Below are 17472 nucleotides of genomic sequence, written 5' to 3' on the forward strand. Positions count from 1 at the left end.
GTTTTCAGGGCGCGGTCTTGGCCTCGGGTTGCGGCTCCAGCGCGAACGTCAACTTGTCGATCTTGCCGGTGAAGCGGAACGGCGACTCGTAGCGGTACTCCAGAAGCGCGACGCCCGTGCGTGTGTCGAGACCGACGTCGAAGCTCTCATCCTCCGGGAACGTAACCGGGATGCCGTGATCGATGGTGTTCTTGGCGACCTCCTTGCCGTCAACCGACAGGACACCCGTGCCACCCGCGCCAAGTCCCTTTCCATCCGACTTGAAGTCGAACACGATCGTATGCTTGCCCGGTTCGAGTTCCGGCCCCTCCCACATCGTCCGCTTGAGGTCGAGAAGATTGTAGAGGAAGACGACCTTGCCGCGGCCGATGCCGAAGTCTCCCTTGCTGAGGAAGAGACCATAGCCGCCGAAACGCCCGCCTTCGGTGACGATCATGCCCTCGGCGCCGCCCTCGGGTATCTCGACCTCGGCCGTGATCGTGTAGGATTTGTTGAGCGTACTGGGCGCTGCACTTGCCGGTACGCCGCTCAATTCTCCCGAATAGGTGAACTCTGTCCGCCCCGCGGTCAGGCTCGGCCGCGGCGTGTTCCAGCGCGCGAGCGTGGAGTTGTCGAGCGGCAGCACGTTGTAACGCTTCGCCTCAGCGTAGAAGAGGTCCTGCATCTCCTTGAGCTTGTCGGGCATCTTGGCGGCAAGGTCCGTGAACTGCGTCGGATCCTCGTCGACGTTGTAGAGTTCCCAGTTGTAGCCGGTGATCACGTCCGGGGGCGTCTTGGTGCTCAGTTCCCACGGAAGTGTCGCGGGCGTCGTCGCCGCAACCCATCCGTCGTGATAGATCGCGCGGTTGCCCAGCATCTCGAAATACTGCGTCTTGTGCTGCGTCGGGGCGTCGGCCTTCGCCTTGTCCCACGCATACATCATGCTGACGCCTTCGATCGGCTCCTGCTTGATGCCGTCGATCGTATCCGGCTGGGAAATGCCTGCGGCCTCGAGGATGGTCGGCACGACGTCGATGAAGTGGTGGAACTGTCGGCGAATGCCGCCCGCGTCGTTGATGTGGCCCGGCCAGGACATCACCATGCCCTGTGCGGTTCCCCCGAAGTGCGATGGAACCTGTTTCACCCACTTGAAGGGCGTATCCATCGCCCAGGCCCAGCCGGCGGCAAAGTGTGGGAATGTTCGCTCCGATCCCCAGAAGGGATACCAGAGGTACTGGTCTTTCACCGGAACGGACACGCCGTTGAAGGTGGTGAATTCGTTCGGCGTGCCGTTCAGCATGCCTTCGGCGCTCGCGCCGTTGTCACCGCCGATATAGATGATCAGGGTATTGTCGAGCTGCCCGAAGTCCTCCACCGCCTGGATGACCCTGCCGATCTCGTGGTCGGCGTAGGCGAGATAGGCGCCGTAGACATCCGCCTGCCTGATGAACAGTTTCTTCTCTTCGATGCCGAGCGTGTCCCACTCGGGCAACCCTTTCGGCCATGGTGTCAGCTTGGCGTTTTCGGGCATGATGCCAAGCCGCTTCTGGTTGGCGAATATCATTTCGCGCAGCTTGTTCCAGCCCTCGTCGAAGAGATGCATGTCGCTGATCTTCTTCACCCATTCCGGCGTCGGATGGTGCGGCGCGTGCGTGGCGCCGGGCACGTAGTAGACGAGCCAGGGCTTGCCGGGGCAACCTCGCTCAATTGCTTGATGTACTGGATTGCCTCGTCGGCCATGGCCGTTTCGAGGTTCCAGCTCGGATTTCCTTCGAAGGGATAGATGGCGGTCGTGTTGCGGAAGAGGTTCGGTTGCCATTGGCTGGCATCGCCGCCGACGAACCCGTAGAAATATTCGAACCCCATTCCCGTCGGCCACTGATGGAACGGCCCGGCCTGGCTCGCCTGGTAGGATGGCGTGTTGTGGTTCTTGCCGAACCACGACGTGGCATATCCGTTCTCCTTCAGGATCGTGCCGATCGTCCCCTTCTCGATGGGGATGATGGAATCATATCCCGGATAGCCCGTCGCGATTTCGCCGACCACGCCAAAACCGACCGAATGATGATTTCGGCCGGTAATCAGCGCCGCGCGGGACGGCGAGCAAAGCGATGTGGAATGGAAGTTGGTGAAGCGCAGGCCCTGGCTGGCGACACGGTCCATGGCCGGCGTCGGGATGACGCCGCCGAACGTGCTCGGTGCGCCGAAACCCTGATCGTCGGTCATGATGAGCAGCACGTTGGGAGCACCCTTCGGAGGCACGATGCGCGGAGCCCACCATGGCCGCGAATCCGATGCCTTCTGTTCGATGACCCCGCCGAATTTCGGCGTCGGTCCGGGCAGTTGTCCGCCCTCCACCGTGGTCGTGGCCTCGGGTGTGCCAAGCACACCGGTCACCTGTTGCCCCCATGCGAAGGCGCAGCTCAGCGCGAAAAAGCCTGCGCCCGCAAGAATGCTGCGACCTATCCTCATGGCAGCAGATCCTCCGATCAAATGTGGGAACGCGTTAGTATTTTACGCATGCCTAAAATACAATAATTCCGTCGCAGCGGCAACCTTCGCAACCCTGCGCTTTGTCGCGAAGCTGCTCAGCGGGCTCGACGGAAGGCAACTCGCGGCCGCGCCATTGTGGCAACTGTCCTTCCGCTAGCGATCGATCGGCAAACGGGGAGTGATGCGAAAGGCGGTCGGCCGATACCGGCAATGAAATCAGGTTGTTGGGCGATATGCCCGGGCGGAATCTGCCGCCATTTTTCCCCGGCTCGCATCCGCGTGCCTAGAATCCTTGCGTCCCGCCATCGGATACACCGGATGAGCGTTGCCGGCGAGGCGGGACCGGTGCCCCTGCGGTTCGGCGAAAACGCACGCCGGTTGCCGGGGCCCGGGCAGAAAATGGTTTCCCCCTCGACTGGCCGCCCATGCGTCCGGACGGGGCGTGCCTGTGCGGCACATATGAATGGACCGGCGACTGGCCGGGATTGCCTGAAGCCGATCCGGGTTCGGAAAGGCCCGCAACCCCGACTTTCGTGCGCGCCACGGGGCCACTCCGAAAGGAGGGGGCCGGTGAGCCCACCCTGGAAAGGTGCCGGTATCCGCGCAGAGAAGCCGGAGTTGCCCGGGAAAAGACACCGAAGCGGGGCACGTCGCGTGTCATTGTTTGTTTGCTTGTTGAGGCACTCGTCGTGCCCCGGCCGATCCCGACCTCGAGGTCGGGTGGAATTCGGAAAATGAAGAGGAACATGCCCGGGGAACCCGCGCGTGAAGGTCTTGTCGCGTGCAAGGGAGAAGGCGATGACGCAGGACATTGCAGGCACCGATGCCGAACCAGGGAAAGAGGGGCTCTCGCCCGAGCTGCACGACTACGCCTGCAGACTGGCCAGTCGGATGACCGGATTGCCGCATGTCTTGTGCCGCCGGCGCCGCTGCCGCCGGGACCGGCGCTGTCTCGGCCCGCTGGCTTCCGTCTCCTTTTGCGGACCACCTGAAACTGGCTCGGAAATCTTCGAGGTGGATCTGCCGCCCTGCGTCCCCTCGCTCCCCGGCGACCAGTTCGCTGTGTTCGCAACTTACTTCGACAAGATCGAGGCCGTACTGGAGAAGGAACGCGAGTGTTCGCCCAGGGACTTCGACCTCCGCCTCCCTCGCGCACTCCGGGCTCTTCGCTAAAAAGCCGCCCGGAAGGTACCTTCCGGGCGGCTCGTCAGTCAGGGCCCAGGTCCGCTTGGGCCACTATCCACGTAGGATCAGTTGGACTGCCAGCTCTTGACGAGTTCGTCGTAGTTGACCGTCTGCGGCTTTTCCTTCTCGTTCTCGATCTTGAGCTGCGGAGCGAGGTTGCCCTTCGAGACGGCATCCTTGTTCCAGTACTCGAGGTCATGCTCCTCGGCGAGCTTCGGACCGATGTCGCCTTGAACGCCTGCGCGTTCCAGGCGGTTCAGGACCTGTTCCTGCTCGGCGCAAAGCGAGTCCATGGCTTCCTGCGCGGTCTTCGCACCCGAGGACGCGTCGCCGATCGCCTGCCACCACAGCTGGGCCAGCTTCGGATAGTCAGGGATGTTCGTGCCGGTCGGCGACCACTGGACACGGGCCGGCGAACGGTAGAACTCGATCAGACCGCCGAGTTTCGGGGCGCGATCCGTGAAGCTCTTGTGCCGGATCGAGCTTTCGCGGATCAGGGTCAAGCCGACATGGCTCTTCTTCACATCCACCGTCTTGGAGGTGACGAACTGTGCATAGAGCCATGCAGCCTTGGCACGATCTTCAGGGGTGGACTTGAGAAGCGTCCAGGAGCCCACGTCCTGATAGCCGAGCTTCATGCCGTCCTTCCAGTAGACGCCGTGCGGCGACGGGGCGAAACGCCACTTCGGCGTGCCGTCCTCGTTGACGACCGGCAGGCCCGGCTTCACGAAGTCGGCAGTGAACGCCGTATAGGTGAACATCTGTTGGGCGACTTCACCCTGCGAGGGAACCGGACCCGATTCGGAGAAGGTCATGCCCTGGGCGGCGGCCGGCGCGTAGGCCTTCAGCCACTGCAGGTACTTTTCGATCGAATAGACCGAAGCCGGGCCGTTGGTGTCGCCGCCGCGGGCGACGCACGAGCCGACCGGACGGGAATTCTCGTCGACCTTGATGCCCCATTCGTCGACCGGCTTGCCGTTCGGGATACCCCTGTCCCCGTTGCCGGCCATCGAGAGCCAGGCATCGGTAAACCGCCAGCCGAGCGACGGGTCCTTCTTGCCGTAGTCCATGTGGCCGTAGACCTTCTTGCCGTCGATCTCGCGGCCGGTGAAGAACTCGGCGATGTCCTCGTAAGCCGACCAGTTGACCGGAACGCCGAGGTCGTAGCCGTACTTCGCCTTGAAGTCCGCCTTGTTCTTCTCATCGTTGAACCAGTCGTAGCGGAACCAGTAGAGGTTCGCGAACTGCTGGTCGGGCAGCTGATAGAGCTTGCCATCCGGAGCCGTGGTGAAGGAGGTGCCGATGAAATCCTGGAGATCGAGACCAGGGTTGGTGACGTCCTTGCCTTCGTTGGCCATGAAATCGGTCAGCGAACGGGCCTGCTGGTAGCGCCAGTGGGTGCCGATCAGGTCCGAGTCGTTGACATAGGCATCGTAGATGTTCTCGCCGGACTGCATCTGCGTCTGCAGCTTCTCGATCACGTCGCCTTCACCGATCAGGTCGTGGGTGATCTTGATGCCGGTGATGGCGGTGAAGGCAGGAGCCAGCACCTTCGATTCGTATTCATGCGTCGTGATCGTTTCCGAAACGACCTTGATGTCCATGCCGGCAAACGGCTTGGCTGCACCGATGAACCATTGCATTTCGGCTTCCTGGCCAGCGCGATCGAGGCTGGAGAGATCACCGATTTCGGAGTCGAGGAACTTCTTGGCCTCGTCCATCCCGGCGAATGCCGTGCCCGTGAAGGCCAGCAGCATCGCTGCCGTAGTCGTCAAAAGGTGCCTTCGCATCATTGTCCTCCCTTTGGGTTGTGCGACTGCAGTTTGAAAGGCCGGGTTCCTCCCTGGCCCCCCGTCTTCATTGCCTCATGCGTAGCGGAACACGCCGATCGCGTAGACCACGCACAGGGCAAGTGCCCACCACAGGTTGGGACCCACGAGCCCCAGCCATGCGAGATTGATGAATGCTGAGCCGAGCAGCGACACGAAAAGCCGGTCGCCGCGTGTCGTCTCGAAGCGCAGGATGCCGACGCGCGGATTGCCGCCGGGCCGTGCGTATTCCCAGACCGCCATCGACGCCAGGAGCGCAAAAATGGTCAGGAAGAACATCGCGGATGGAAACGTCCAGGCCATCCACCCACCGGGGATGAGCGGCGCGAACCAGTCGCGTGCGCCGTCCTTGACCGGCAGCGACATGACCAGCATGCCGGTGGCCAGCGCATAGATGATGATGACGGCTGCGAATGCGACGGGCCAGCGATTGTTGCGGTTGGCGTTGGCAGCCATCAGACCCTCCCCAGGGCAAAGCCCTTGGCGATGTAGTTGCGGACGAAATAGATGACGAGGGCGCCGGGAATGATGGTGAGGACACCTGCGGCAGCAAGCACGCCCCAGTCCATTCCCGAGGCCGAAACGGTGCGGGTCATGATTGCCGCGATCGGCTTTGCGGCCGTCGTTGTCAGCGTGCGGGCGATCAGGAGCTCCACCCACGAGAACATGAAGCAGAAGAAGGCGGCGACACCGATGCCCGAGGCAATCAGCGGCACGAAGATCTTTGCGAAGAATTTCGGGAACGAGTAGCCGTCGATATAGGCGGTCTCGTCGATCTCCTTCGGCACGCCCGACATGAAGCCTTCGAGGATCCAGACGGCGAGCGGCACGTTGAACAGGCAATGCGCCAGGGCAACCGCGATGTGCGTGTCGATCAGGCCGAATGCCGAGTAGAGCTGGAAGAAGGGCAACGCAAACACGGCGGGCGGCGCCATACGGTTCGTCAGCAGCCAGAAGAACATGTGCTTGTCGCCGAGGAAGCGGTAGCGCGAGAACGCATAGGCCGCCGGCAGCGCCACGGCGACCGAAATCACCGTGTTCAACACTACGTAGGTGATCGAGTTGATGTAGCCCGAATACCAGGCCGGATCGGTGAAGATCACCGCATAGTTCCGGAGGGTCGGGTTCTGCGGCCACAGCGAGAACGTGCCTGTGATCTCCGTGTTCGTCTTGAAGCTCATGTTGACGAGCCAGTAGATCGGCAACATCAGGAAGACGATGTAGAGGGTGGGGACGATCCAGGACAGGTTACGGCGCGGCGCCTGCGTCGCTGCCGTGACCTTGCCGTGGGCTGCGGTCTTGGTTGGTGTGGATGCCTGTGAGGGTGCTTGTGTCTCAACGCGTGCAGTCATGTCAGCCTCCCTCACGCCTGCTCGTCGCTGCTGGTCATGACCGTGTAGAAGATCCACGACAGCAGAAGGACGATGAGGAAGTAGATGAGGGACATGGCGGCTGCCGGGCCGAGGTCGAACTGTCCGATCGCCATCTTGACGAGATCGATCGACAGGAACGTCGTGGAGTTGCCGGGGCCGCCGCCGGTGACGACGAAGGGTTCGGTATAGATCATGAAACTGTCCATGAAGCGCAGAAGGAAGGCGATCAGAAGCACGCGCTTCATCTTGGGAAGCTGGATGTAGCGGAACACGGCCCAGCGCGAGGCGCCGTCGATCTTGGCGGCCTGGTAATAGGCTTCGGGGATCGAGACGAGGCCGGCGTAGCACAGGAGCACCACGAGGCTGGTCCAGTGCCAGACGTCCATGACGATGAGCGTGATCCAGGCGTCGAAGACGTCGTTGACGTAATTGTAGTCGAGGCCGAGCGCCTTCAGCGTGAAGCCGAGCAGGCCGATGTCGACGCGGCCGAAGACCTGCCAGATCGTGCCGACCACGTTCCACGGGATCAACAGCGGCAGCGCCATCAGCACGAGGCAGACCGGCACTCCGAGGCCCTTCTTCGGCATGTTGAGGGCGATCAGGATGCCGAGCGGTATCTCGATCGTCAGGATTATCGCCGAGAAGAGCAGGTTGCGGCCGAGCGCCTCCCAGAAGCGGTCGGAGTGCAGGATCTCGACGAACCAGTCAGTGCCGGCCCAGAAGAACTGGTTGTTGCCGAACGTGTCCTGGATCGAATAGTTGACCACCGTCATCAGCGGCACGACGGCGGAGAAGGCGACCAGCAGCAGCACCGGCAGCACCATGAACCAGGCCTTGTTGTTCCAGGTCTTTTCCATGGATCAGGCCTCCCTGCCGACGCGCCAGGAATTGGCGTAGATGTTGATTGCGGATGGATCGAAGGTGATGCGGGCGTCTGCCGGGATCTCGCCGTCCTCAGGAACGACGATCGCGATCGGCTTGCCGGCGAACTCGGCCCGTACGATCTTCTGGCGGCCGATGTCCTCGACCTTGCTGACGCGAACATGCATGCCTTCGCGGCCAAGGCGGACGAATTCGGGCCGGATGCCGAGTTCGGTCTTAGCACCGGCGGCGACCTTGGGCTGGAAATCCAGGGCAATCCTGTCCGTCCCGAGCGTGACGGTGCTGCCGTCGATCTGCGCCGGCAACACGTTCATTCCCGGAGAGCCGATGAAATAGCCGACGAAGGTGTGGCTCGGCTTCTCGAAGAGTTCCGCCGGCGTACCGATCTGGACGATCTGGCCGTCATACATGACGACGACCTTGTCGGCGAAGGTAAGCGCCTCGGTCTGGTCGTGGGTGACGTAGACCATGGTGAAGCCGAACTGGCGGTGCAGCTTCTTCAACTGCGAGCGCAGCACCCATTTCATGTGCGGGTCGATGACCGTCAGCGGTTCGTCGAACAGGATCGCATTGACGTCGTTGCGCACCAGCCCCCGGCCGAGCGAGATCTTCTGTTTCTGGTCCGCCGTCAGTCCGCGGGCCTTCTTCTTTGCCCAGCCGGCAAGCCCGATCATTTCGATGATCTCGCGCACACGGCGGTCTACCTCCGGTTCGGGAACGTGGCGGTTGCGCAGCGGAAAGGCGAGATTGTCGTAGACGGTCATCGTGTCGTAGATGACAGGGAACTGGAACACCTGGGCGATGTTGCGCTGCTGGGTCGAAAGGTTCGTCACATCCCTGCCGTCGAAAAGGATCTTGCCTTCCGAGGGCTGGAGCAGGCCGGAGATGATGTTCAGCAGCGTGGTCTTGCCGCAGCCGGACGGGCCGAGCAGCGCATAGGCGCCGCCGTCGTTCCACTCGTGATGGACTTCCTTCAGGGCATAGTCGCCCTCCGACTTCGGCTTCTCGCCGTAGGCATGGCGGATATGCTCGAGATTGATGCGTGCCATGGCTTCCTCCTCAGGCCGCCGCCGGACCGGCGATGGCCCTGCCATCCGGGGCGAACGCCATCAGGTGGCGCGTATCGACATAGACGGTGATGTTGGCATCGGGTTCGATGTCATGGATGCCGGGCGCCAGCATGACCCACCGGGTGTCGGCGAATTCGACGTGCACGAAACTCTCCGAGCCGGCAATTTCCGAAATCGCGGTGCGGACCGTGACGGGTGCGGCGACCGGCGTCTGCGGCCTGAGCGCGAGGTGATGCGGCTGGAACGCCACCGTGCACGGGCCATCCGGGATGCCGGCCAGGTGCGCGGGAACCGACAGCACGGGCTCACCCTCGAGCACGAAATGCCCGTTTGCCTTGGTCAGCGCAAAGGTGTTCAGCGGCGGATCGGCGAAGGTCTCCGCGGTGATCAGGTCTATCGGGCGACGATAGACGTCGATGGTGGATGCAAACTGCGTTATCCGCCCTTCCGACATGGTCGCCGTATGGCCGCCGAGAAGCAGGGCCTCGGAGGGTTCCGTCGTCGCGTAGACGAAGATCGCGCCGGATGCGGCAAAGATCTTCGGAAGCTCCTCGCGCAGTTCCTCGCGCAGCTTGTAGTCGAGGTTGGCGAGCGGCTCGTCGAGCAGCACGAGGCTGGCGTTCTTCACGATGGCACGGGCGAGCGCCGTGCGCTGCTGCTGGCCGCCGGAGAGGTTGAGCGGCGTACGGTCGAGATAGGGCGTCAGCTTGAGAAGCTCCGCCGCCTTGCGCACCTCGCGATCGATCGTGGCGCTGTCCGCGCCCTTGATCCGCATCGGCGATGCGATGTTCTCGTAGACGGTCATGGCCGGGTAGTTGATGAACTGCTGGTAGACCATGGCGACGCTGCGGTCCTGGACCCGCACGCCGGTCACGTCCTTGCCGTCGAACCAGACCGAACCGAAGGTCGGCTTGTCGAGCCCGGCCATCAGCCGCATCAACGAGGTCTTGCCCGACAGCGTCGGGCCAAGCAGGACGTTCAGCGATCCCCGCTCGAGCACGAGGTTCGTCGGGTGGACATGCGTCTCCCCTCCGACGACCTTCGCGATATCCTTGAGTTCAAGCATTCATGTCTCCAATGTTCCTCCCAGCCATCGGAATTCACGCTAGTTCACGGACTTGGCAGCCTCCGTCATGTAGTCCTCCAGCGCTGCCGCCTCTGCGGCCGAGAGATGCAATCCGCGTTTCGTCCGGCGCCACAGCACGTCTTCCGCGTGCCGGGCCCATTCATTCTTCATCAGGAAGCGCACTTCAGCCTCGTAGAGATCGCTGCCGAAATGTCTTCCGAGATCCTCGATTGAGACGGCCGCCCCGAGGACGACCACTGCTTGCGTCCCATAGAGACGCACAAGTCGCCGCGCATGGGAAGGACCGAGAAAGGGGTAGCGCTTGCAAAGCGCCTTTACCTCTCCCTCGAAGCCATCAACCGAAAAGTCGCCTCCCGGCAGGTGCGACCGCGCGGTCCATTCGGACCCTTTCTCGCCGATCGCCTTGCCGATTTTGTCCAGAGCCGCCTCCGCAAGCCGCCGGTAGGTCGTGAGCTTGCCGCCGAAAATATTCAGAAGCGGCGCCTCGCCCCCCTCGCCTTCGACCTTCAGCACGTAATCGCGCGTTGCTTCCTGCGCCTTGCTGGCGCCGTCGTCGAAGAGCGGGCGCACGCCGGAATAGGTCCACACGATATCGTCCCGGGTCACGGGTTCTGCGAAATATTCGCTTGCGGCCGCGCAGAGATAATCGATCTCCTCGTCGCTGATATGCGCCGAGCCGGGATCGCCGTCATAGTCGCGGTCGGTCGTGCCGATCAGGGTGAAATCGTCCTCGTACGGGATCGCGAACATGATGCGGCCGTCCGGATTCTGGAAGAAATAGGCCCGCGGATCGGAAAACTTCTTCCTGACGACGATGTGGCTGCCCTGGACGAGGCGCACGTGGTGGGCGTCGTTGCGCCCGAGCGAGCCTGTCAGAACCTTGTCCACCCAGGGACCCGCGGCGTTGACCAGCATGCGCGCCCTGAAAGTCGCGCGCTCACCTGATTCCGTGTTCTCCGTGAGCACATGCCAATGGCCGTTCTCGCGGCCGGCCGAAACCACCTTCGTGCCCACACGGATCTCGGCGCCGCGGTCGGCGGCGTCGCGTGCGTTGAGAACGACGAGGCGCGCATCGTTGACCCAGCCGTCGGAATATTCGAAGGCCTTGGAGAACATGCGCTTGAGCGGCTTTCCGGAAGGATCGCGCGCCATGTCGAGGGTGCGCGTCGCCGGCAGGAGCTTGCGTCCGCCAAGATGGTCGTAAAGGAAAAGGCCGAGCCGGATGAGCCACGCCGGGCGTAGGCCGCCTTTCTGGTAGGGGAGGACAAAGCGCATGGGCCAGATGACGTGCGGCGCCATCGCCCACAGAACTTCCCGCTCCATCAGCGCCTCGCGCACCAGCCGGAATTCGTAATGTTCCAGATAGCGCAGACCGCCATGGATGAGCTTGGTCGAGGCCGAAGACGTGCCGGCGGCAAAGTCCTTCATTTCGGCAAGCACGACGGAATAGCCGCGCCCCGCCGCGTCACGGGCGATGCCGCAGCCGTTGATGCCGCCGCCTATCACAAAGATGTCCCGGATTGCCTCTTCCGCCAAATTCCCCTCCATTTTCGCATTGCACAATTTTGAGCAATTGCGAAAGCATGGAGAGTTAAAACGAAAATTTTTCGAATGTCAAACGAATGTGCATGGAAATCGACATCAGCTTCCAGCGCCGAGATTCGAGGTCTCGACAAGGCGCACATCCTGCTCCTGGCAGATGGTGCGGATGTTCTCCAGCGGACAACGATCGGTGATGAATGTGTGAACCTGCGAAAGGTGTCCGATGCGCACCGGCGCGGTGCGTTCGAACTTGGTCGAATCGGAAACGAGGATGACATGGCGGGCATTGGCGATGATGGCCTGGGCGACCTTTACCTCGCGATAGTCGAAATCGAGCAGCGCGCCATCATGGTCGATCGCGGACACACCGATGACCGCATAATCCACCTTGAACTGGCGAATGAAATCAACCGCGGCTTCCCCGACGATTCCTCCGTCGGTTCCTCTGACGACACCGCCGGTAATGACCACCTCGATCGAGGGAAATCCTCTCAACCTGTTGGCGACATTGATGTTGTTGGTGATGACCATCAGCTCCTTGTGGTCGAGCAGCGATTCGCCAACGGCTTCGGTCGTGGTGCCTATGTTGATGAAGAGGGAGGAATTGTCGGGAATCATCGCGGCGGCGGCCCTGCCGATCGCCTGCTTCTCCGTGGCTGCGATCGAGCGCCGCGCCTCGTACTTCACGTTTTCGTTTCCGCTCGGGAAGATGGCGCCACCGTGGATGCGCGTGAGCGCCTTGCTGTCGCAGAGGTCGTTCAGGTCCTTGCGGATCGTTTGCGGCGTGACCGAGAAGCGCAGCGCCAGATCCTCGACGAGAACCCGGCCTTCCGCCTTCGCCAGATCCAGTATTTCCGTCTGGCGTCCTGTGAGAAACATTCAGTCCTCCCTTGCTTTCGTTTTTTTCATCATATGCAAAAACGAAAGCCTGGCAATTCGTGTTGGTATCGGCGCGATTTGTTGTGATACTGGCCCATCAGCGATCTGTCCGGCGGCGTGTAGGAGGCACCCATGTTTCATCCTGCCTTGTTCAAGGGTTCCAACGTGGTGATCACCGGCGCAGGTCGCGGGATCGGGCTGGAAATAGCCCGTCAGTTCCTCGATTGCGGGGCGCATGTGCTGCTACATGGCGGCAGGGAACCGCGCGGCGCCATACCCGAGTTCCTGGAGACCGCGCTCGCCGAGGCACGCGCGCACGTCGTCCACGCGGATTTCCTGACACCCGACGGTATCGCCGCGCTCGCAAGACAGACGGACAGCCTGTTCGAGCAGGTGGATGTGCTGATCAACAATGCCGGAACAATGGTCGGCAGGTTCCCGGCAGGCGAACTGACGGACGCCCAGTACGAGACGGTGGTGCGCCTGAACCAGACCTCGGTCGTCGAGGTGACCCGCGCCCTGCTGCCCTTTCTGCAGCGGGCGCCGCATGCCGCCATCGTCAATACCGTCTCGATTTCGGCAAGGACCGGCGGGAGCCCGGGCTCAGCGATCTATTCCGCCACCAAGGCTTTCGTGACGACCTACTCCAAGGCTCTCGCCCGCGAACTGGCGCCGGATGGGATCCGTGTGAACTGCGTTTCGCCCGGAACCATCGATACGGATTTCCACCAGCGCTACTCATCGCCTGAAAAGCTGGAAGCGACCCGCAAGTCGATCCCGCTCCAGCGGCTGGGAACGGCGGAAGACTGCGCCCCCGCCTACCTCTTCCTGGCCTCCAACGCGCTCTCCGGCTACGTCACCGGCCAGGTGCTGGAGATCAATGGCGGCCAGCTGATCTGCTGAGGCCGGACGGTCGCGCTCAGCGCCGTACGTCGATGACCGCGCGCCCCTTGACGCCACCCTTGAGGATCAGCGGCGCGAGAGCCGGCAGGTCGCCGAGCCCGTATTCGACGATCATGTCCTCAAGCCTGTCCATCGGCAGGTCCGCCTCGAGCCGGTTCCAGGCATCGATCCGTTGATTGTAGGGTCGCATGACCGAATCGATGCCGAGCAGGCTGACGCCGCGAAGGAGAAACGGCACGACGGTGAAGGACGGGATGGCCGCGCCCGCCGCAAGCCCGATCGACGCGACCGCGCCGCCATACTTCATCTGCTTGAGTATCCGCATCAGCATGTCGCCGCCGGCCGCGTCGATTCCCCCCGCCCAGCGTTCGGATTCGAGCGGCTTGCCGTTGGCCTCGGAAAGCTCCGCGCGGTCGACGATCGAGGCCGCTCCGAGCTTGCGCAGATAGTCGGCAGTCTCCGGGCGGCCGGTCACGGCAGCGACCGTGTAGCCGAGCTTGTCGAGAAGCGCTACGGCAACCGAGCCGACGCCACCGGCAGCTCCGGTCACCACGATCTCGCCCTTGTTCGGAAAGATGCCGGCCTTCTCGAGTGCCATGACGGCGAGCATCGAGGTAAGCCCCGCCGTTCCGATCGCCATCGCCTGGCGGTTGGAGATCTCGGCCGGAAGCGGAACCAGCCAGTCGGCCTTCACCCTGGCGCGTGTCGCATAGCCGCCCCACCAGATTTCGCCCACGCGCCAGCCTGTCAGCACGACCCTGTCGCCGGGGCGGTAGCGCGGATCGTCCGAAGCCTCGACCGTTCCGGAGAAATCGACGCCCGGCACGTGCGGGAAGGTGCGCACCAGTCCGCCCTTTCCGAGAATGCACAGGCCATCCTTGTAGTTGAGCGTCGAATACTCCACCGCGACAGTGACATCGCCGGCCGGAAGGCGCGAATCGTCGAGCTCCTGGACCGCCGCAGAAACCGTGCCGTTCTCATCCTTGTCCACCAGCAGAGCGCGAAAACCCATCTCTCTCTTCCTTCCGGTTCAATCCCTGATGCAATCTATATGATCAGGCCTGTTGGTGCCGCCAGTGTTCTTTTGTATGAGAAGTGACTGGCCTCTGGTCCGGGCGGGGAACCAATGATCGACAAGCTGGAATACTTCATTGCGCTCGCCCGGGAGCGGCATTTCGCGAAGGCCGCGGAGGAATGCGGGATTTCCCAGCCGACCCTTTCGGCTGCGATCCGCCAGTTGGAAGACCAGCTGGGCGTCATGCTTGTCAATCGCGGGTCGCGCTTCCAGGGCCTGACGCCGGAAGGACAGCGGGTTCTCGAATGGGCACGCCGGATCGTCGGCGACGCCCGGACCATGCGCGAGGAGATGCGCGCGGCGCGCAGCGGCCTGTCCGGCCACATCCGGCTTGCCGCCATCCCGACGGCGCTCGCCATGGTGACACGGATTACCGCACCCTTCCAGGAGAAGCATCCGGACGTCACCTTCTCGGTCCTGTCGACGACGTCGCTCAAGATCCTCAGCCTTCTCGAAAACCTGGAGATCGATGCGGGTCTCACCTATCTGGAAAACGAGCCGCTCGGGCGCGTCACCAGCGTGCCGCTTCACACCGAGCGTTACCATCTGATCGTCGCGAAAGGCGGACCGCTTTCGGATCGCGAGAACGTGACGTGGAAGGAGGTCGCCGACCTTCGGCTTTGCCTATTGACTTCCGACATGCAAAACCGGCGCATCATCAATCAGCATTTCGCTGAAGCCGGCGTAACCGTGAAGCCGACGCTCGAATCCAATTCGATGATCGTGCTGCTCTCTCACGTGCGGACCGGGCGCTGGTGCAGCATAATGCCAATAAATATCGCGGAATCCTTCGGATTTCATGAGGAAGTTAGTATAGTTTCCATCCAGGATCCAAACCCGCATCACACGGTCGGGCTGGTGGCCACGCATCGCGAGCCCTTCACGCCTCTGGTTTCTGCACTGCTCCACGAAGCGAGAAACCTTGCAGAAAAGGGCGAATATCGATAGGATTTGCCTATCAAGCGACGGAACAGCTTTATTGACCGTCTGGCGCTTCCCTGAGAGACTTTTCAGACGCCAGGAAGTTGAGGATCGCCGGGGCTCCGGTGCCTGCCTGGTGTCGTAGTTCAACGGCACGCCGCATCCTGTCAGACGCTAAGGTTTGTTCGTGCCGCCCCGGGAGGTGTAAGCATGAATGTGCGGGTATCCGCCGAAGATATCGGAACGCGGACGTTGGCGATCGTCAGCGCGCTCAAGGAACTTGAAGGTCCGCTGCTTCCGATCCTTCACGAAATCCAGGCGGAGTTCGGCTACGTGCCCCCGGAAAGCCTGCCGGTGGTCGCGCGCGAACTGAACCTGTCGCGCGCCGAGGTCCACGGCGTCGTCACCTTCTATCATGACTATCGCGATCATCCCGCCGGCCGCCATGTGCTGAAGCTCTGTCGCGCCGAGGCCTGCCAGTCGATGGGAGGCGATGCCCTGGCGGAGCGCGTGAAATCGCTTCTCGGTATCGACTTCCACCAGACGACGCTCGATGGCGCCGTGACGCTGGAGCCGGTATACTGTCTCGGGCTCTGTTCCTGCGCGCCGTCGGCGATGCTGGACGGCGAGGTGCATGCGAGGCTCGACGCAGCCGCGGTGACCGAGCTCGTGGCGGAGGCACGCCGATGACCGTCAAGATTTACGTCCCCCGGGACACCGCCGCGCTTGCACTTGGCGCCGAGAAGGTGGCGCGTGCCATCGCGGCGGAGATCGAAGCGCGCGGCCTCGACACCGTGATCGTGCGCAACGGGTCGCGCGGCATGCACTGGCTGGAACCGCTCGTCGAAGTCTCGACCGGCCATGGCCGCATCGGCTACGGGCCGGTGCGGGCAGGCGACATCGCCGGCCTCTTCGACGCCGGCTTCCTGGAAGGCGGCAAGCATCCGCTCTGTGTCGGCCAGACCAAGGACATTCCCTTCCTGAGGCAGCAAACGCGCCTGACCTTCTCGCGTTGCGGCATCACCGATCCCCTGTCGCTCGACGACTATCGCACCTATCGCGGCCTGACGGGCCTCGAGAAGGCCGTGAAAATGGAACCGATGGACATCGTTCGCGAGGTCACCGACTCCGGCCTTCGCGGACGTGGCGGCGCCGGCTTCCCGACCGGGATCAAGTGGAAGACGGTTCTCGAGGCGGCTGGCGAGCGCAAGTACATCGTCTGCAACGCCGACGAGGGCGACAGCGGCACATTCGCCGACCGCATGATCATGGAAGGCGATCCCTTCGTGCTGATCGAAGGCATGGCGATCGCCGGCCTTGCGACCGGCGCGACCAAAGGCTTCATCTATACGCGGTCCGAATATCCGAACGCGATCGCCATCATGGGCGAGGCGATCGAGATCGCACGCGCCGCCGGCATTCTCGGCCCGTCCGTCCTCGGCTCCGGCAGGGCCTTCGACATGGAAGTACGGACTGGCGCCGGCGCCTATGTCTGCGGCGAGGAGACGGCACTCCTGAACAGCCTCGAAGGCAAGCGCGGCATCGTGAGAGCCAAACCGCCCCTGCCTGCGCACAAGGGCCTGTTCGACTGTCCGACTGTCATCAACAACGTCATCTCGCTCGCCTCCGTTCCGGTCATCCTCGACCAGGGCGCAGCCTTCTACCGCGACTTCGGGATGGGCCGGTCACGCGGCACGATCCCGATCCAGATCGCCGGAAACGTCAAGCATGGCGGCCTCTATGAAACGGCCTTCGGCTTGCCTCTCGGCGAAATCGTCGACGGGATCGGAGGCGGCACGGCGTCCGGCAGGCCGGTGAAGGCAGTGCAGGTCGGCGGTCCGCTGGGTGCCTATTTCCCGCGCGCCCTGTTCGACACACCGTTCGACTACGAGGCCTTTGCCGCAAAGGACGGGCTCATCGGCCATGCCGGCATCGTCGTCTTCGACGACACGGTCGACATGCTGAAGCAGGCCCGCTTCGCCATGGAGTTCTGCGCCGTCGAAAGCTGCGGCAAGTGCACGCCCTGCCGCATCGGCTCGACCCGTGGTGTCGAAGTGGCCGACAGGATCGCCCGCGGCGTCGAACCGGAAAAGAACCGCGAGCTGCTGGCCGACCTGTGCAACACGATGAAGTTCGGCTCCCTCTGCGCACTCGGCGGCTTCACGCCCTATCCGGTGCTGAGCGCCATGAACCATTTCCCGGAAGATTTTTCACCCGCGCCAGTCGTTGAAGCGGCCGAGTGAGGAGGACGAAA

The 17472-nt window shown here is 62.8% G+C and carries 13 protein-coding genes and 2 pseudogenes; 5 read left to right on the forward strand and 10 right to left on the reverse strand.

The genetic code is table 11. The features are described 5' to 3' along the window. Positions 1-4 precede the first annotated feature (4 nt). Positions 5-2451: pseudogene (locus F3Y30_RS01135) on the reverse strand (arylsulfatase). 819 nt (positions 2452-3270) lie between these two features. Here F3Y30_RS01135 and F3Y30_RS01140 point away from each other — a divergent pair. Then, complete coding sequence (locus tag F3Y30_RS01140; RefSeq protein WP_203424768.1) at positions 3271-3645, forward strand: hypothetical protein; 375 nt, start codon at positions 3271-3273, stop codon at positions 3643-3645. Between the two features lie 77 nt (positions 3646-3722). Here F3Y30_RS01140 and F3Y30_RS01145 read toward each other — a convergent pair whose 3' ends face one another. From F3Y30_RS01145 to F3Y30_RS01180, 8 genes and pseudogenes are all read right to left on the reverse strand, one after another. Beyond that, on the reverse strand, positions 3723-5447 hold the full coding sequence (locus F3Y30_RS01145; protein WP_203424769.1) for an ABC transporter substrate-binding protein: 1725 nt from the start codon (positions 5445-5447) through the stop codon (positions 3723-3725). Positions 5448-5522: 75 nt separating this feature from the next. Then, positions 5523-5942 carry a DUF2160 domain-containing protein gene (locus F3Y30_RS01150; RefSeq protein WP_203424770.1) on the reverse strand — a complete coding sequence of 140 codons (420 nt, stop codon included), beginning with the start codon at positions 5940-5942 and terminating at the stop codon, positions 5523-5525. Further along, positions 5942-6727: pseudogene (locus tag F3Y30_RS01155) on the reverse strand (carbohydrate ABC transporter permease); the annotation flags it as partial. The pseudogene F3Y30_RS01155 and the gene F3Y30_RS01150, both read right to left, overlap by 1 nt. 122 nt (positions 6728-6849) lie before the next feature. Beyond that, positions 6850-7716 carry a sugar ABC transporter permease gene (locus F3Y30_RS01160; RefSeq protein ID WP_203424771.1) on the reverse strand — a complete coding sequence of 289 codons (867 nt, stop codon included), beginning with the start codon at positions 7714-7716 and terminating at the stop codon, positions 6850-6852. 3 nt (positions 7717-7719) lie between these two features. Beyond that, on the reverse strand, positions 7720-8790 hold the full coding sequence (locus F3Y30_RS01165) for an ABC transporter ATP-binding protein (protein ID WP_203424772.1): 1071 nt from the start codon (positions 8788-8790) through the stop codon (positions 7720-7722). Between the two features lie 10 nt (positions 8791-8800). After that, a complete protein-coding gene (locus tag F3Y30_RS01170; protein WP_203424773.1) occupies positions 8801-9877 on the reverse strand; it encodes an ABC transporter ATP-binding protein in 1077 nt (358 codons plus the stop codon). A 39-nt stretch (positions 9878-9916) separates the two neighbouring features. Further along, a complete protein-coding gene (gene glpD, locus F3Y30_RS01175; RefSeq protein ID WP_203424774.1) occupies positions 9917-11434 on the reverse strand; it encodes a glycerol-3-phosphate dehydrogenase in 1518 nt (505 codons plus the stop codon). 105 nt (positions 11435-11539) lie between these two features. Then, positions 11540-12319: a DeoR/GlpR family DNA-binding transcription regulator gene (locus F3Y30_RS01180; protein WP_203424775.1), complete on the reverse strand. Its 780-nt coding sequence runs from the start codon at positions 12317-12319 to the stop codon at positions 11540-11542. A gap of 132 nt (positions 12320-12451) precedes the next feature. Here F3Y30_RS01180 and F3Y30_RS01185 point away from each other — a divergent pair, with 132 nt between their 5' ends. Then, positions 12452-13222, forward strand: coding sequence for an SDR family oxidoreductase (locus F3Y30_RS01185; RefSeq protein ID WP_203424776.1), 771 nt, complete (start codon positions 12452-12454; stop codon positions 13220-13222). 16 nt (positions 13223-13238) lie between these two features. Here F3Y30_RS01185 and F3Y30_RS01190 read toward each other — a convergent pair whose 3' ends face one another. Beyond that, positions 13239-14234 carry an MDR family oxidoreductase gene (locus F3Y30_RS01190; protein WP_203424777.1) on the reverse strand — a complete coding sequence of 332 codons (996 nt, stop codon included), beginning with the start codon at positions 14232-14234 and terminating at the stop codon, positions 13239-13241. 114 nt (positions 14235-14348) lie between these two features. Between F3Y30_RS01190 and F3Y30_RS01195 the strand changes: the two genes are divergently transcribed. The 3 genes from F3Y30_RS01195 to F3Y30_RS01205 all read left to right on the forward strand — a co-directional run bounded on the left by F3Y30_RS01195 (position 14349) and on the right by F3Y30_RS01205 (position 17461). After that, the gene (locus F3Y30_RS01195) at positions 14349-15245 is read left to right on the forward strand and encodes a LysR family transcriptional regulator (RefSeq protein ID WP_203424778.1); all 897 of its coding nucleotides are present in this window, start codon (positions 14349-14351) and stop codon (positions 15243-15245) included. Between the two features lie 183 nt (positions 15246-15428). Next, positions 15429-15908, forward strand: a complete 480-nt coding sequence (locus F3Y30_RS01200) for a formate dehydrogenase subunit gamma (protein ID WP_203424779.1) — start codon at positions 15429-15431, stop codon at positions 15906-15908. Further along, a complete protein-coding gene (locus F3Y30_RS01205; RefSeq protein ID WP_203424780.1) occupies positions 15905-17461 on the forward strand; it encodes an NADH-quinone oxidoreductase subunit NuoF in 1557 nt (518 codons plus the stop codon). The genes F3Y30_RS01200 and F3Y30_RS01205 overlap by 4 nt, the downstream gene beginning before the upstream one ends. Positions 17462-17472 lie beyond the last annotated feature (11 nt).

This window comes from Sinorhizobium sp. BG8 (assembly GCF_016864555.1).
In the GTDB taxonomy this organism is placed as follows: domain Bacteria; phylum Pseudomonadota; class Alphaproteobacteria; order Rhizobiales; family Rhizobiaceae; genus BG8.

What these genes read in the sequence shown, in the direction of transcription:
- F3Y30_RS01160 (WP_203424771.1), bottom strand. Translation starts at nt 7,716, where the DNA reads ATGGAAAAGACCTGGAACAACAAGGCCTGGTTCATGGTGCTGCCGGTG.
- F3Y30_RS01185 (WP_203424776.1), top strand. Translation starts at nt 12,452, where the DNA reads ATGTTTCATCCTGCCTTGTTCAAGGGTTCCAACGTGGTGATCACCGGC.
- F3Y30_RS01140 (WP_203424768.1), top strand. Translation starts at nt 3,271, where the DNA reads ATGACGCAGGACATTGCAGGCACCGATGCCGAACCAGGGAAAGAGGGG.
- F3Y30_RS01145 (WP_203424769.1), bottom strand. Translation starts at nt 5,447, where the DNA reads ATGCGAAGGCACCTTTTGACGACTACGGCAGCGATGCTGCTGGCCTTC.
- F3Y30_RS01200 (WP_203424779.1), top strand. Translation starts at nt 15,429, where the DNA reads ATGAATGTGCGGGTATCCGCCGAAGATATCGGAACGCGGACGTTGGCG.
- F3Y30_RS01195 (WP_203424778.1), top strand. Translation starts at nt 14,349, where the DNA reads ATGATCGACAAGCTGGAATACTTCATTGCGCTCGCCCGGGAGCGGCAT.
- F3Y30_RS01180 (WP_203424775.1), bottom strand. Translation starts at nt 12,319, where the DNA reads ATGTTTCTCACAGGACGCCAGACGGAAATACTGGATCTGGCGAAGGCG.
- F3Y30_RS01205 (WP_203424780.1), top strand. Translation starts at nt 15,905, where the DNA reads ATGACCGTCAAGATTTACGTCCCCCGGGACACCGCCGCGCTTGCACTT.
- F3Y30_RS01190 (WP_203424777.1), bottom strand. Translation starts at nt 14,234, where the DNA reads ATGGGTTTTCGCGCTCTGCTGGTGGACAAGGATGAGAACGGCACGGTT.
- F3Y30_RS01165 (WP_203424772.1), bottom strand. Translation starts at nt 8,790, where the DNA reads ATGGCACGCATCAATCTCGAGCATATCCGCCATGCCTACGGCGAGAAG.
- F3Y30_RS01170 (WP_203424773.1), bottom strand. Translation starts at nt 9,877, where the DNA reads ATGCTTGAACTCAAGGATATCGCGAAGGTCGTCGGAGGGGAGACGCAT.
- F3Y30_RS01150 (WP_203424770.1), bottom strand. Translation starts at nt 5,942, where the DNA reads ATGGCTGCCAACGCCAACCGCAACAATCGCTGGCCCGTCGCATTCGCA.